This window comes from Rhizobium oryzihabitans, assembly GCF_010669145.1.
GTDB lineage: Bacteria > Pseudomonadota > Alphaproteobacteria > Rhizobiales > Rhizobiaceae > Agrobacterium > Agrobacterium oryzihabitans.
In genome coordinates, this window is the sequence record NZ_CP048632.1 from 547,557 (window position 1) to 561,379 (window position 13,823).

Annotated in this window: 11 protein-coding genes and 2 tRNA genes; 6 read left to right on the forward strand and 7 right to left on the reverse strand. The window is 58.7% G+C overall.

The window, feature by feature from the left end:
• Positions 1-88 precede the first annotated feature (88 nt).
• Positions 89-787 (forward strand): nitrogen regulation protein NR(II), encoded by a 699-nt coding sequence (locus tag G3A56_RS03160; RefSeq protein WP_082184293.1) that lies wholly within the window; start codon positions 89-91, stop codon positions 785-787.
• A 57-nt stretch (positions 788-844) separates the two neighbouring features.
• Here G3A56_RS03160 and G3A56_RS03165 read toward each other — a convergent pair whose 3' ends face one another.
• Positions 845-1,648 (reverse strand): TSUP family transporter, encoded by an 804-nt coding sequence (locus G3A56_RS03165; RefSeq protein WP_082184689.1) that lies wholly within the window; start codon positions 1,646-1,648, stop codon positions 845-847.
• A gap of 183 nt (positions 1,649-1,831) precedes the next feature.
• On the opposite strand from G3A56_RS03165, the gene G3A56_RS03170 reads away from it, so the two are divergent.
• From G3A56_RS03170 to recJ, 5 genes are all read left to right on the forward strand, one after another.
• Positions 1,832-2,791, forward strand: coding sequence for a nucleoside hydrolase (locus G3A56_RS03170; protein WP_003495865.1), 960 nt, complete (start codon positions 1,832-1,834; stop codon positions 2,789-2,791).
• Positions 2,792-3,092: 301 nt separating this feature from the next.
• Complete coding sequence (locus G3A56_RS03175) at positions 3,093-4,313, forward strand: LL-diaminopimelate aminotransferase (protein WP_003495867.1); 1,221 nt, start codon at positions 3,093-3,095, stop codon at positions 4,311-4,313.
• Between the two features lie 61 nt (positions 4,314-4,374).
• Positions 4,375-5,685 carry a homoserine dehydrogenase gene (locus tag G3A56_RS03180; RefSeq protein ID WP_003495869.1) on the forward strand — a complete coding sequence of 437 codons (1,311 nt, stop codon included), beginning with the start codon at positions 4,375-4,377 and terminating at the stop codon, positions 5,683-5,685.
• A 275-nt stretch (positions 5,686-5,960) separates the two neighbouring features.
• A complete protein-coding gene (locus G3A56_RS03185) occupies positions 5,961-6,185 on the forward strand; it encodes a hypothetical protein (RefSeq protein WP_003495870.1) in 225 nt (74 codons plus the stop codon).
• 102 nt (positions 6,186-6,287) lie between these two features.
• Positions 6,288-8,096: a single-stranded-DNA-specific exonuclease RecJ gene (recJ, locus tag G3A56_RS03190; protein ID WP_082184688.1), complete on the forward strand. Its 1,809-nt coding sequence runs from the start codon at positions 6,288-6,290 to the stop codon at positions 8,094-8,096.
• A gap of 127 nt (positions 8,097-8,223) precedes the next feature.
• Here recJ and G3A56_RS03195 read toward each other — a convergent pair.
• The 6 genes from G3A56_RS03195 to G3A56_RS03220 form a co-directional block, all read right to left on the reverse strand.
• Positions 8,224-8,298, reverse strand: a tRNA-Glu gene (locus G3A56_RS03195).
• 470 nt (positions 8,299-8,768) lie between these two features.
• Positions 8,769-8,843: transfer RNA gene (locus G3A56_RS03200), tRNA-Glu, on the reverse strand.
• 424 nt (positions 8,844-9,267) lie between these two features.
• Entirely contained in the window at positions 9,268-10,041 is a 774-nt protein-coding gene (locus G3A56_RS03205; protein WP_003495874.1) for an amino acid ABC transporter ATP-binding protein, read from the reverse strand.
• 11 nt (positions 10,042-10,052) lie between these two features.
• A complete protein-coding gene (locus G3A56_RS03210) occupies positions 10,053-11,210 on the reverse strand; it encodes an amino acid ABC transporter permease (protein WP_082184291.1) in 1,158 nt (385 codons plus the stop codon).
• Between the two features lie 3 nt (positions 11,211-11,213).
• Positions 11,214-12,410 carry an amino acid ABC transporter permease gene (locus G3A56_RS03215; protein WP_003495878.1) on the reverse strand — a complete coding sequence of 399 codons (1,197 nt, stop codon included), beginning with the start codon at positions 12,408-12,410 and terminating at the stop codon, positions 11,214-11,216.
• A gap of 108 nt (positions 12,411-12,518) precedes the next feature.
• Positions 12,519-13,541 carry an amino acid ABC transporter substrate-binding protein gene (locus G3A56_RS03220; protein WP_003495880.1) on the reverse strand — a complete coding sequence of 341 codons (1,023 nt, stop codon included), beginning with the start codon at positions 13,539-13,541 and terminating at the stop codon, positions 12,519-12,521.
• Positions 13,542-13,823: the final 282 nt, after the last annotated feature.

A 13,823-nucleotide genomic window follows, 5' to 3' on the forward strand; every position in this document is an offset into this window, starting at 1 on the left:
AAAGGCGCGGACGCTACAATAAGGGGATAAAGGGTCCATCCGTTCGGATCGGGAACGGTGTGTGTTTGCCCGTTCAGGGAGAGTTGGGTTGAAAGATTTGATTGAGCTGTTCTGGCTGCGTTACACGGAACTGCAATCTGCCGTTGGTAAGAACGAGGCCGACAAGATCGCGGTGCTGGAGCGTGAACTGGAGCAGCTTCTCGAGCGGGTTGTCGGGCGTCAGACTGGAAGTTCCGAGGACATTCGCGAGCAGTTTCGATTCGCCATTGATCTCCTCAACCATGAGGCGGAAGATCTCGGCTGCGTGCAGCGCAACTCCGAGCTTCTGAGAACTCTGGTTGACCGATATGTCGGCATGCCGCTCAAGTCAAAGGTCATCGGCGACGAGGACGAGGACACTCTGGAGTGGCACCACAGGCATCTGGTCCTCGATGAGGACATGCTCAACGATCTCGACGAGCCCGTTGTCATCGTTTCCCCCGGCTACCGGGTATCCTTCGCCAACGCTCTCGACGCCTTCCAGCGCAACGCGCCGGAGGATATTGTCGGCTGCCATATTGCCGAGCTTGTCGGCGTCCACCGTTTCCAGAACGACCTGCGTGAGAAACTCGACAATTGCTTCAAGGGCGACACGTCGAAATATACCTATGCGGAAGACCACGACGGCAACACGATCGTGAAGTCGCTGGAAATGTCGCCCTGCTATTCCTCCACCTACAAGCTCGTCGGTGCGATGGTGGTGATCAGGGAAATCGCCGACCGCAGACGTGGCCGCGCCAGCGCTTGAGCCAGCGCTTGAGAATGAATGCGTTTCCGGTTTGGACGGAAACGCTCCCGCTTCCTGTCATTTCGAAAAAATCGTATCCCAGATCGTGGCGATCGACCATGCAGATGAGGCATCCACAAGAAGCTTCGTCGCCATGGCCAGGCAGGAGAGAACCAGCAGCGGGCGAATGATCTTTGCGCCGTTCTTCATCGCAAAGCGTGATCCGATCTGCGCGCCGACGAACTGGCCGACACCCATGGCAAGGCCGAGCTTCCACAGAACCGCGCCGCCAATTGCAAAAACAACGAAACCGCCGAAGTTCGAACCGAGGTTCAGAAGCTTGGTATGGGCGGTTGCCTTCAGCATGCCGAACCCGGCAAGCGCCACGAAGGCCAACATGTAGAACGAACCCGCGCCGGGGCCGAAAACGCCGTCATAAAAGCCCACCAGCGGTGCGACCGTCAGGCCGAAAACGAAGGGCGTGATACGGCGGTGGCTATCGATATCGCTGAGCTGCGGCTTGAAGGCGAAATAAAGGGCGATGGCGATCAGCAGAAACGGCATGATGGTGCGCAGGAGATCCGACGGCACGAAGGCGGCGGTGACAGCGCCGAGCCCTCCGCCGACCATGGCCATGATGGCCATCGGCAATTGCTCCCTGAGATTGACATGGCCGCGCCTTGCATAGGCAAGCGTGGCGGAGGCCGAGCCGAACTGCGATTGCAGCTTGTTGGTGCCGAGCGTGTCGAGCGGCGGAATTCCCATGATCAGCATGGCCGGAATGGTGATGAGACCGCCGCCGCCGGCGATGGAATCAATAAATCCGGCAAAGATGGCGACGCAGAAAAGGACGAGGAAAACGTTGAGGGCGATGTCTTGCACTTGGCATGTCCGGGCAGGCGGAAGGGAGAGGACCTCTTCTTTCACCGAAAAGACTGCCACGCAATATTTTTCTCTCTGATCTGCTGCAGTCGGGGGGATTGCGGTGCTGCCGCTTATGGGTATGTTTCCGTGGCGCATCGCCAGGAGCGGCGGTGAGGCTCAGGACATACGGATGAGGGCATTATGCATAAAGTGATATTCGATACGGACCCCGGTGTGGATGACGCGATGGCGCTTCTGTTCCTGCATCGCCACCCCGATATCGATCTGATCGGCGTCACCACGGTCTTCGGCAATGCGCCCATCGATATCACCACCCGCAATGCGCTTTTCCTGAAACGGGAATGGCAGATGACGGCGCCGGTCGCCAGGGGCGCGGGCGTGACCTTCGATCCTGCCCGCAAGGAAGGCCATTGGCCGACATTCATCCACGGCGAAAATGGTCTTGGCGATATCGACATCCCCGAGACCGTCGATCTGCCGCTCGATCTGCGTCCGGCGCACCGCTTCATCATCGAGACGGTCAAGGCCAATCCCGGCGAGGTGACCCTGATTGCAGTCGGCCGCATGACCAATCTGGCGCTGGCGCTGCGCGAGGAGCCGGATTTTGCGGCCTTGGTGAAGCAGGTGATCGTCATGGGCGGCGCCTTCGACATCAACGGCAATGTTTCGCCGGCGGCCGAGGCCAATATTCACGGTGATCCGGAAGCGGCCGATCTGGTCTTCACCGCACCCTGGCGCGTGGTCGTGGTCGGCCTCGACGTGACGACGAAAACGGTGATGACCAGCGCCTTCATGGCGGAAATGGCGGAGGCTGGCGGCAAGCCGGTGCAGCTGCTTTCCGATCTGTCGCAATTCTATATTGATTTCTACAAGACCCGGACCGGCGATGGCATGGTGGTGCATGACAGCTGCGCCTGCGTCTATCTCGTGGCGCCTGATTTGTTCGAGACCCGCAGCGGGCCTATCCGCGTCGTCTGCGGCGGGCTTGCCGACGGACAGACCATTCAGAAACCAGATGGCCGCGCCTTTCCGCCGGGCGACTGGGACGGGCATCCAAGCCAGCTGGTCTGCACGGATATCAAGCCTGAACGGGTGCTTTCGGTCATCCGCGCAGCAATTGTGAAGGGCGAGCGCGGCTGATCGCCAGGAATGGCCGTTCTTGAGCATGGCTTGCCTTGCATTTTCCAAGAATCTGGCGTTATGCAGGTTTCCTGATCATGTTGCGCGATCCGCCTTGCTGGAGGGCCGAAAAGGCCGTGCCGAAGGCACGGGTGGATGATCGCGATGCCGCGTAGACCGAGAAAAGCCCTGTAGGTTTTCCCGTGCTTTGCGCTACAATGAATAACGCCTGCCGGATCGGTTCGTGTCGGCGGCGTTTAAAAACAAAAAACGAACCTTCGTTATGGACCGGAAGAACCGGTCCATTCCCATGAGGAAAGAGATGGAAGAGTTTCATAAGGTCCGGCGTCTGCCGCAATACGTCTTCGAACAGGTCAACCGTTTGAAAGCGAGCGCGCGAGCGGCCGGGGCCGATATCATCGATCTCGGCATGGGCAATCCCGACCTTCCGACCCCCAAGGCGATCGTCGACAAGCTTTGCGAGGTCGTTCAGGATCCGCGCACCCATCGTTATTCCTCGTCCAAGGGCATTCCCGGTCTTCGCCGCGCGCAGGCAGCCTATTATGCCCGCCGTTTCGGCGTGAAGCTGAACCCGGATACGCAGGTTGTTGCCACGCTCGGTTCCAAGGAAGGTTTCGCCAATATGGCGCAGGCCATCACGGCGCCGGGTGACGTGATCCTGTGTCCGAACCCGACCTATCCGATCCACGCCTTCGGCTTCCTGATGGCGGGCGGCGTTATCCGTTCGATGAATGTCGAGCCGGATGAAAGCTTCTTCGGGCCTCTGGAGCGGGCTGTGCGCCACTCCATTCCGAAGCCGCTTGCGCTGATCGTCAATTACCCATCTAACCCGACGGCGCATGTTGCCTCGCTCGATTTCTACAAGGACGTGATCGCGTTTGCGAAGAAGCACGAGATCATCGTGCTGTCCGACCTTGCCTATTCGGAAATCTATTTCGACGACAACAACCCGCCGCCTTCCGTGCTGCAGGTCCCGGGCGCGATCGACGTTGCGGTCGAATTCACTTCGATGTCGAAGACCTTCTCCATGCCCGGCTGGCGCATGGGCTTTGCCGTTGGCAACGAGCGGCTGATCGCGGCGCTGACCCGCGTGAAGTCCTATCTCGACTACGGCGCCTTCACGCCGATCCAGGTTGCGGCGACGCATGCGCTGAACGGTGACGGCTCCGACATTGCGGAAGTGCGCAGCGTTTATCGCCGCCGCCGCGACGTCATGGTCGATACTTTCGGCAAGGCCGGTTTCGAGGTTCCGCCGCCGGCGGCGACGATGTTCGCCTGGGCGAAAATTCCGGAAAAGTTCCGTCATCTCGGCAGCCTTGAGTTTTCCAAGATCCTCGTCGAGAAGGCAGATATCGCCGTTGCTCCCGGCATCGGCTTTGGCGAGATGGGCGATGATTACGTCCGCCTCGCGCTCGTGGAGAACGAACATCGAATTCGTCAGGCAGCGCGCAATCTGAAGCGTTTCCTGTCGAGCGCAGACGAAACGATGCACAATGTCGTTTCGCTCAACGCCCACAGATAAGGGCAACCGAAGGCGGCCGGGTCCCGGCCGCCACCATCATCAGCAAATCAGGAACATACCCATGGCAGATTCATTGAGAATCGGCATAGCGGGGCTCGGCACTGTCGGCGCTTCGCTCGTGCGCATCCTCCAGCAGAGAAGCAACGAACTTGCAAACACCTGCGGACGCGCGATTGAGATTATTGCCGTCAGCGCGCGTGACCGTTCGCGCGACCGCGGCATCGATCTCAAGGGTATTACCTGGTTCGACACGCCCGAGCAGATGGCGAGCGAAGCCGATATCGACGTATTCGTCGAACTCGTCGGTGGCGCTTCCGGGCAGGCGGAAAATGCCGTCCGCTCCGCACTTGCGCGCGGTCTCCATGTGGTGACTGCCAACAAGGCTCTGCTTGCCAAGCACGGCGTGGAACTGGCGACGATTGCCGAAGAGAAGGGCGCGCTCCTCAATTTCGAAGCGGCTGTGGCCGGCGGTATTCCCGTCATCAAGGCGCTGCGCGAGTCTCTCACCGGCAACCATGTGTCGCGCATCTACGGCATCATGAACGGCACCTGCAACTACATCCTGACCAAGATGGAGAAGGAAGGGCTGTCGTTCGAGGCCTGTCTGAAGGAAGCGCAGCGGCTGGGTTATGCGGAAGCCGATCCGGCTTTCGATATCGAGGGCAACGACACCGCCCACAAGCTTGCCATTCTGACCACGCTTGCCTTCGGCAGCAAGATTTCGGCCGATGACATCTATCTGGAAGGCATCACCAACATCTCCAGCGAGGACATTCAGGCGGCAGCCGACCTCGGCTATCGCATCAAGCTTCTCGGCGTGGCGCAGGTGACCGAATCCGGCATCGAGCAACGGGTGCATCCGACCATGGTTCCCCTCGATTCCGTCATTGCCCAGGTTGATGGGGTGACCAATGCGGTCGCAATCGAATCCGATATTCTCGGCGAGCTGCTGATGGTCGGTCCGGGTGCGGGCGGCAACGCCACGGCCTCGGCCGTGCTCGGCGACATCGCCGATATCGCCAAGAGCCGTCCCGGTGCCCAGCAGGTCCCGGTGCTCGGCCGCCCAGCGAAGTCGTTGACGGAATATCGTCGCGCCAAGATGAAGAGCCATGAGGGCGGGTATTTCATTCGCCTGACGGTGAAGGATCAGGCCGGCGTCTTCGCCTCCATCGCCAGCCGCATGGCGGACAACAACATCTCGCTGGAATCCATCGTGCAGCGCCAGCGCGTGCATGTGGAAGGCGCGCCGCAGACGATCATCCTCGTTACCCATGCAACGATGGAAGATGCGATCCGCAAGGCCGTGAAGGCGATCAAGAACGAGAAATATCTCGTCAGCGAGCCGCAGGTCATCCGCATCGAGCGGACCTGATAAATCAGAAAAGATAGCGTCGTGTCTGATGCCGGACACGACAGCCTCTCGTCAAACGCGACGTCATCCTCGGGCTCGACCCGAGGATCCAGTTTCTTGTGGCGGTGGGTCCTCGGGTCAAGCCCGAGGATGACCGAACAGAAGTTTCAGCGAAACCTGTTTGGCTTTTATTTGAACCGGTAACGCCTATAAAATTTGTGCGAGCCTCTCCAAACTCACTGGAATGCAACGCGATTCGCCTCTATGGTTAATCATGTTCACCAAGCGAGGGAGGCGTGGCCGTGACATCGATTATCCTTTTCAAGGACAACAAGCGCGAAGGCGTTCTGGCCGCCCATCATCGGGCACGGCCTCACAATGCCAATGACAATATTCGAAGCATGGAATTCGATATTGCCGACTATGAGCGCAACTGGTGTTCGCTTGCGGTGTTTTCACTGCTGCTGCTGGTCGGCGCGGTATCGATCGTCAGCCCGTTCTTCTCGATTTTTTCGGTGTAAAACCCTGCACAGGCGTTTTTGCTTGAAAAACCCGCCATCGCCATTTAGCCCGGTGTAAGAAAAGGCGCGGATGCGCACGCACACGACAGGACGATGGACAGGATGGCAATGATGGAGCCGGCCGATACCGTGGCCCGCGCATTTCTGAGCGTGGAGCGGTCGGCGACAGAACAGCGCTGGGTTTCACGGCTGGATCAGGCCGGACAGAACCGTGCGCTGGCCATGTCACAGGTCCATGCCATTCCCGAACTGATTGCACGGGTGCTGGCCGGGCGCGGGGTGGGCGTCGATGACGCGCTGACATTCCTTGATCCCACGATCCGTTCCCTGATGCCCGATCCGCATATGCTGACTGATTGCGAAAAGGCGGCCGAAAGGCTGGTGCGCGCCATCGAGACCGGCGAAAAAGTGGCGATCTTTGGCGATTACGATGTCGACGGCGCTGCTTCTTCCGCCTTGATGTACCGTTTTCTTGCGCATTTCGGGCTCACATCGGAAATCTACATTCCTGACCGGATTTTTGAAGGCTACGGGCCGAACCCGGCGGCGATGCAGCAGCTTGCCGCCAATGGCGCCACCCTGATCGTTACCGTCGATTGCGGTTCCACCAGCCATGAATCGCTGCAGGCGGCGAAGGATGCGGGCACCGATGTGGTGGTGATCGATCACCATCAGGTTGGCTCGGAACTGCCGCCGGCAGTCGCGCTGGTCAATCCCAACCGGGAGGACGATCTTTCGGGGCAGGGGCATCTCTGCGCTGCTGGCGTGGTGTTTCTGGTGCTGGTTGCTACCCTCAGGCTGCTGAAAGACAGGCGCAACCGGCAGGCCTTCACGCTCGATCTGCTATCGCTGTTGGATATCGTCGCACTTGCGACCGTTTGCGATGTGGTGCCGCTAAAGGGGCTGAACCGCGCCTATGTGGTGAAGGGGCTGATTGCGGCACGCCATATGAACAATGCGGGGCTGGCGGCGCTGTTCAAGAAGGCAGGGCTGGGCGGGCCGGTGACGCCCTATCATTTCGGGTTCCTGATCGGGCCACGCATCAATGCCGGCGGCCGCATCGGCGATGCCGCGCTCGGCAGCCGCCTCCTGACCATAGAAGACCCGTCACAGGCTGAAGTCATCGCCGAGAGGCTGGATGAGCTGAACCGCGAGCGGCAGGCCATGGAAGCCGCGATGCTGGCGGAAGCAGAAGCGGAGGCCCTGTTCGAATATGGTGACGGTTCTGGTGCTGGTGTCATCGTCACCGCCCGGGAAAACTGGCATCCGGGTATTGTCGGCCTGCTCGCTTCGCGGCTGAAGGACCGTTTCCGCCGTCCGGCTTTTGCAATTGCTTTTGATCCCTCCGGCAAGGGCACGGGTTCCGGCCGCTCGATCAACGGTTTCGATATGGGCCGGATGGTGCGGGCTGCCGTGGATGCGGGACTGCTGGTCAAGGGCGGCGGTCACGCCATGGCGGCCGGCCTGACGGTGGAGCGCGCCAATCTCGGCAAGCTCCGGGCTTTCTTCGAGGAGGCCGCCCTCAAGACGGTGAGCGAACTGGTGGAAAGCAGCGTGCTGAAGATCGACGGCGCGATCGGCGCGTCCGGCGCGACATTGCAGCTGGTCGATCAGCTGGAGCAGGCAGGTCCTTATGGCTCCGGCCATTCCCAGCCGATCTTTGCCGTGCCAGCCCACAGGCTGCGCGATGTGCGCCTGGTCGGCACCGCCCACGTCAAGATCACGCTCGAGGCCATGGACGGCTCGCGGCTGGACGGCATAGCATTTCGCGCCGCAGAGGCCCCTTTGGGGCAGATGCTGCTGAATGCGCGCGGCAGGTCCATCCATGTCGCGGGCACGGTGGGCGCCGATCTCTGGCAGGGCCAGAGGCGTGTGCAGCTGCGGGTTCTGGACGCGGCTTTCGCGCCCTGAAGGGCTGCGGATCGAGCTTCAATTTCAGGGAAAAAGCGGACGGACGAACGGCAACGATGCGCGTCTTCATTCTCATGTATCGCGTGAGGAACTTTATGTAGAATGATGATTTTATGAGAGAAGAAAGTGGCACGCCCTAGGGGAGTCGAACCCCTCTTTTCAGAATGAAAATCTGACGTCCTAACCGATAGACGAAGGGCGCGTGCGCTTGTGGTGTGGCGCCCTTATAGTCAGGCTCCCGGTGGTCCGCAAGCGGAAAAATCGATTTTTTTCGCTTCATGACGAGTTTTTTTACGCGGAGCGGAAGGGCTGTGGAAAACCGTGATGGGAGAGGCCAAAGCTTTGAAATAACGGCTCTATCGCTGAGTGATTTGGAGCGGTTTTTGGCTTGGTCAAATGAAGTGCACGATTACTGAAGCCTTAGCTGGCTTCAATTGATCGCTGGTTTGGCAACACGGAAATCGGGGAGGAGGGAAAGGCAAGCCGTATAATTTGCCCATTGGCATTTCGCCCGGCTCGCCTTCCATCGGGGGGACAGCATTTTAACGTACCTGCCGGCAATCGGTTCCAGCGTCGTCATCGTCGCGATGGAAAATTTGCGGATGCTCGATCGAAGAACGATCGTGACAAATCGCGTCATTGCATATCTTGAAGGGGAAACAGGAAGGCAAGTGGCACGCCCTAGGGGAGTCGAACCCCTCTTTTCAGAATGAAAATCTGACGTCCTAACCGATAGACGAAGGGCGCGTGCGCTTGTGGTGTGGCGCCCTTATAGTCAGGCTCCCGAAGGTCTGCAAGCGGAAAAATGCATGATTTGACAAAAAAATGACATGGGCCGCTACAAGCCCTGCAAAACAAGGATTCCTGTTTCGTAACAGATGGTTAAATGGTTGGCGGAGTTGATGGTTTCACCGTTTTGACGGAAGGGAAGTAATGTGGAACGACGACTCGGTGTGGCTGTTGCTTCGCTGGGAAGGTGAGAAACCAGGGCAAATTAAACCACCCCTCGGCCCGTCATCCTCGCCCTTGAGGCGAGGATCCATGAGCGGGGAAGAAGTGGATCCTCGCCTCAGGGGCGAGGATGACGTCGAGTGTGGAGAATTGTTTGCCACCATAAAAAAACGGGGCCGAAAAGGCCCCGCTGGATGATGCTTTGGTGATCGCGCAGTTCTTAGTGCAGGATCTGGCTGAGGAACAGCCTGGTGCGCTCGTGCTGGGGATTGTCGAAGAATTCGGCGGGCGAATTCTGTTCGACGATCTGGCCCTGGTCCATGAAAATGACGCGGTTGGCGACCTGGCGGGCGAAGCCCATTTCGTGGGTCACGCACAGCATCGTCATGCCGTCTTCGGCAAGGCCGACCATGGTATCGAGCACTTCCTTGACCATTTCAGGGTCGAGCGCTGATGTCGGTTCGTCGAACAGCATGATCTTCGGCTTCATGCAAAGCGAGCGGGCGATCGCCACGCGCTGCTGCTGGCCGCCGGAGAGCTGGCCGGGGTATTTGTGGGCCTGCTCGGGAATCTTGACGCGCTTCAGATAGTGCATCGCGATTTCCTCGGCTTCCTTCTTGGGTGTCTTGCGAACCCAGATCGGCGCCAGAGTGCAGTTCTCGAGGATCGTCAGATGCGGGAACAGGTTGAAGTGCTGGAACACCATGCCAACCTCGCGCCGCACCTCGTCGATCTTTTTCAGGTCGTTGGTGAGTTCGATACCATCGACGTTGATCAGCCCCGACTGATGTTCCTCCAGCCGGTTGATGCAGCGGATCATGGTCGACTTGCCGGAACCCGAAGGGCCGGCGATGACGATGCGCTCGCCCTTCATCACCTTCAGGTTAATATCGCGCAGCACGTGGAAGTCGCCGTACCACTTGTTCATGCCGACGATTTCGATTGCCACGTCCGTAGCCGAAACGGTCAGTTTTTTTGCTTGGGTTTCTGCCATTTGAGCGTCCCTTATCGTTTATGCCCGGTGTCGAGGTGCCGTTCCATGAACAGCGAATAACGCGACATGCCGAAGCAGAATATCCAGAATACGAAGCCTGCGAAAATATAGCCAGTCATGGCCGTGACGGGTGTCGCCCAGTTCGCATCCGATTGGTTGAGTGTGACAATGCCGAGCAGGTCGAACATGCCGATGATCGAGACCAGCGACGTGTCCTTGAAAAGCCCGATGAAGGTGTTGACGATGCCCGGAATGACCAGCTTCAGCGCCTGCGGCAGCACGATCAGCCGCGTCTTCTGCCAGTAGTTCAGGCCAAGCGAATCCGCCCCTTCATATTGTCCCTTCGGAATGGCCTGCAGGCCGCCGCGGATCACCTCCGCCATATAGGCCGAGGAGAACAGCGACACACCGACCAGCGCGCGCAGGAACTTGTCGAAGGTCCAGCCGTCGGGCAGGAACAGCGGCAGCATGATGCTGGCGAAGAACAGGACGGTAATCAGCGGAATGCCTCTGATGACTTCGATGAAAAGCACGCAGAGCATCTTGATGACCGGCAGGTTTGACCGTCTGCCGAGTGCCAGAAGAATGCCAAAGGGCAGGGAGACCGTGATCCCGAAGAACGACAGGATGAGGGTCACCATCAGGCCGCCCCAGAGCTGCGTTTCCACCTTAGGCAAGCCGAAGACGCCGCCGATGAGCAGGAAAAACGCAATGAAGGGCAGGATGATAAAAAGCGCCAGCGCATTCAGACGCTTGAACGGTGCCTTCGGGATGAGCATGGGCACGAGCAGGATGGCGAATGTCACCATCACGAGGATCGGACGCCAGCGCTCGTCGAGCGGGTAGCGACCGAAGACGAATTGCCCGAGCTTGGCCGAAACGAAAGCCCAGCACGCGCCGGACTGGCCGTCCGGAAGCGCACCGCCCTGGGAGGCGGTCAGGCAGGCGATGCGATCGCTGCCGGTCCACACCGCATCTATGAACAGCCAGTCGATGACTGGCGGCAGAAGATAGGCAAGGAACGCGATGGCAATAACCGTGAGGACGGTGTCCTTCGGCGTGGCGAAGAGTTTGGTGCGAAGCCAATGGCCGATGCCGACCGCGCTCGACGGCGCGGGTTTGGCATCCTCAATGGTGTGTCGCACGAAAGCGTGATTGCTGATCGTCATCGATTATCTCTCCACCAGGGCCATTTTCGCATTGAACCAGTTCATGACCACGGCCGTGAGCAGGGACAGCGAGAGATAGATGACCAGCCAGATCGCAACGACTTCAACCGCCTGTCCCGTCTGGTTCAGGATCGTGCCACCGATGGAGACGATGTCGGCGAAACCGACAGCGACCGCCAGCGAGGAGTTCTTGGTCAGGTTGAGATATTGGCTCGTCAGCGGCGGAATGATGATGCGCATTGCCTGCGGAACGACGATCAGACGTGTCGTCGTGCTTTGGCGAAGGCCCAGTGCTTCCGCTGCCTCGGTCTGCCCCTTTGCCACGGCCTTGATGCCGCCGCGAACGATCTCGGCGATGAAGGAGGCGGTGTAGAAGGAGAGCGCCAGAAACAGCGACATGAATTCAGGTGCGACGACCGCGCCGCCCGAGAGGTTGAACCGCCCGGCAATCGGATAGTCGAATGTCAGCGGTGAGCCAAGCGCGAGGAATGTCGCGAGCGGCAGGCCGATGATGAGAAGCGTGACCGTTATTCCGGTGCGGAACTGCTGGCCGGTTTTTTCCTGCCTCGCCTTTGCCCAGCGGTAAACGAAGAAACTGATGACGATGGCTACCAGGAAGGCAAGCGGAATGAGCCACGTGCCTTCGCCCCAGAGGGGCTTCGGAAAGAAGAAACCGCGATTGTTGAGGTAGCTTCCGAGCGGAAATTCCAGAGAATCGCGCGCCTGCGGCAGGACGGAAATGACGCCCTTGTACCAGAAGAAGATGACAAGCAGGGGCGGGATGTTGCGGAAGATTTCCACATAGGCCTGCGCGAGCTTCGAGATCAGCCAGTTGCTCGAAAGTCTCGCGATACCGACGATGAAACCGATGATCGAGGCGGCGATGATGCCGAAAAATGCGACCTGGATCGTGTTGAGAATGCCAACGAGCAGCGCCCGGCCATAGGTCGCATCGCTGGTATAGGCGATGAGCGACTGGCCGATATCGAAACCGGCTCTTCCGTTGAGGAAGCCGAAGCCGGATGAGATATTTGCCCGTTGAAGATTGGTGATCGTGTTCGTCACGATGACCCAGACGAAAGCGGTCAGGATGACGACTGTCAGAACCTGATAGAATATGCCGCGTATGCGTGGATCATAGATAAGTGACGACGCGCTTTGCGCGCGCGATCGTTGCGAACTGACCGCGTTGCCTGCCATAGGCACCTTTCCCTTTTATATGCTCTTTGCGAGCTTATTTATATAATTTCAAATGGAGGCTGGGCGTTGCCCAGCCTCCCTGCATGATCTAGCCGAGGATGGGGTCGATCAACGGACCGGCGGTGCGTATTGCAGGCCGCCCTTGGTCCAGAGCGCGTTCTGGCCACGCTCGATCTTCAGCGGCGAGCCGGCACCGACGTTGCGGTCGAAGACTTCGCCGTAGTTACCCACCAGCTTGACGATGTTGTAAGCCCAGTCGTTGGTCACGCCGAGGTCGGTACCGATCTTGGTGCCTTCTTCGGTGCCGAGCAGACGCTTGATATCCGGGTTGGCGCTGGTCTTCTGTTCATCAACGTTTTTGGAGGTGATGCCCAGTTCTTCGGCATTGACCATGGCGTAGTGAACCCAGGTCACGATGTCGAACCACTGGTCGTCACCCTGGCGAACGGCCGGTCCAAGGGGCTCCTTGGAGATGACTTCAGGCAGAACGATGTTGTCGTCCGGGTTCTTCAGCTTGAGGCGGATGGCGTAAAGACCCGACTGGTCGGTGGTGTAGACGTCGCAACGGCCGGAATCATAGGCGGAGGTTGCGTCGGCTTCCTTTTCGAAAACGACCGGGTTGTACTGAAGATTGTTGGTCTTGAAGTAGTCGGCGAGATTGAGTTCGGTGGTCGTGCCGGTCTGAACGCAGACGGCGGCGCCGGAAAGCTCAAGCGCGGACTTCACGTTGAGGCCCTTCTTGGCGATGAAGCCCTGGCCGTCATAATAGTTGACGGTGCGGAAGTTGAAGCCGAGCGATGTATCGCGGCTGATCGTCCAGGTGGTGTTACGGGTCAGAACGTCGACTTCGCCAGACTGCAGGGCCGGGAAGCGGTCCTTGCTCGAAAGGGCGACAAACTTTGCCTTGGAAGGATCACCGAAAACCGCTGTGGCAATACCACGGCAATAGTCCACGTCGATACCGGACCATTCGCCCTTGTCGTCGGGATTTGAAAATCCCGGAATGCCCGCGCTCACGCCGCAGGTGACGAAACCTTTCGACTTCACATCCTGAAGCGTCGCAGCCGAAGCGACCGAGGCTCCTCCCAAAACTGCTGCGCCGATAGCGGCTGACAGAATTGCCTTTTTCATTTTTCCCAACCTTTGTTTGTTATCGTCAATGGAAGGGGACCGGCATCTTTGTTTTACCCCAGCTCCCCTTCAGCAAGACCTTTTCGATCCGCTTTTTCTATCACAATCGCAATTGGCAGCGGGGTCAAGACGTGCCGGCAATAATTGTGCCTATAAAACGGAATTTTCCAAATTTTGGTCGGGAAGTGTGCAAAGGGTGAAAATATAAGCATATTTTTGCGAAAATTTGCACTTGCACGAATTTTGTATACTTCTTGTATGCTGCTTTACCGTGCAGCAATC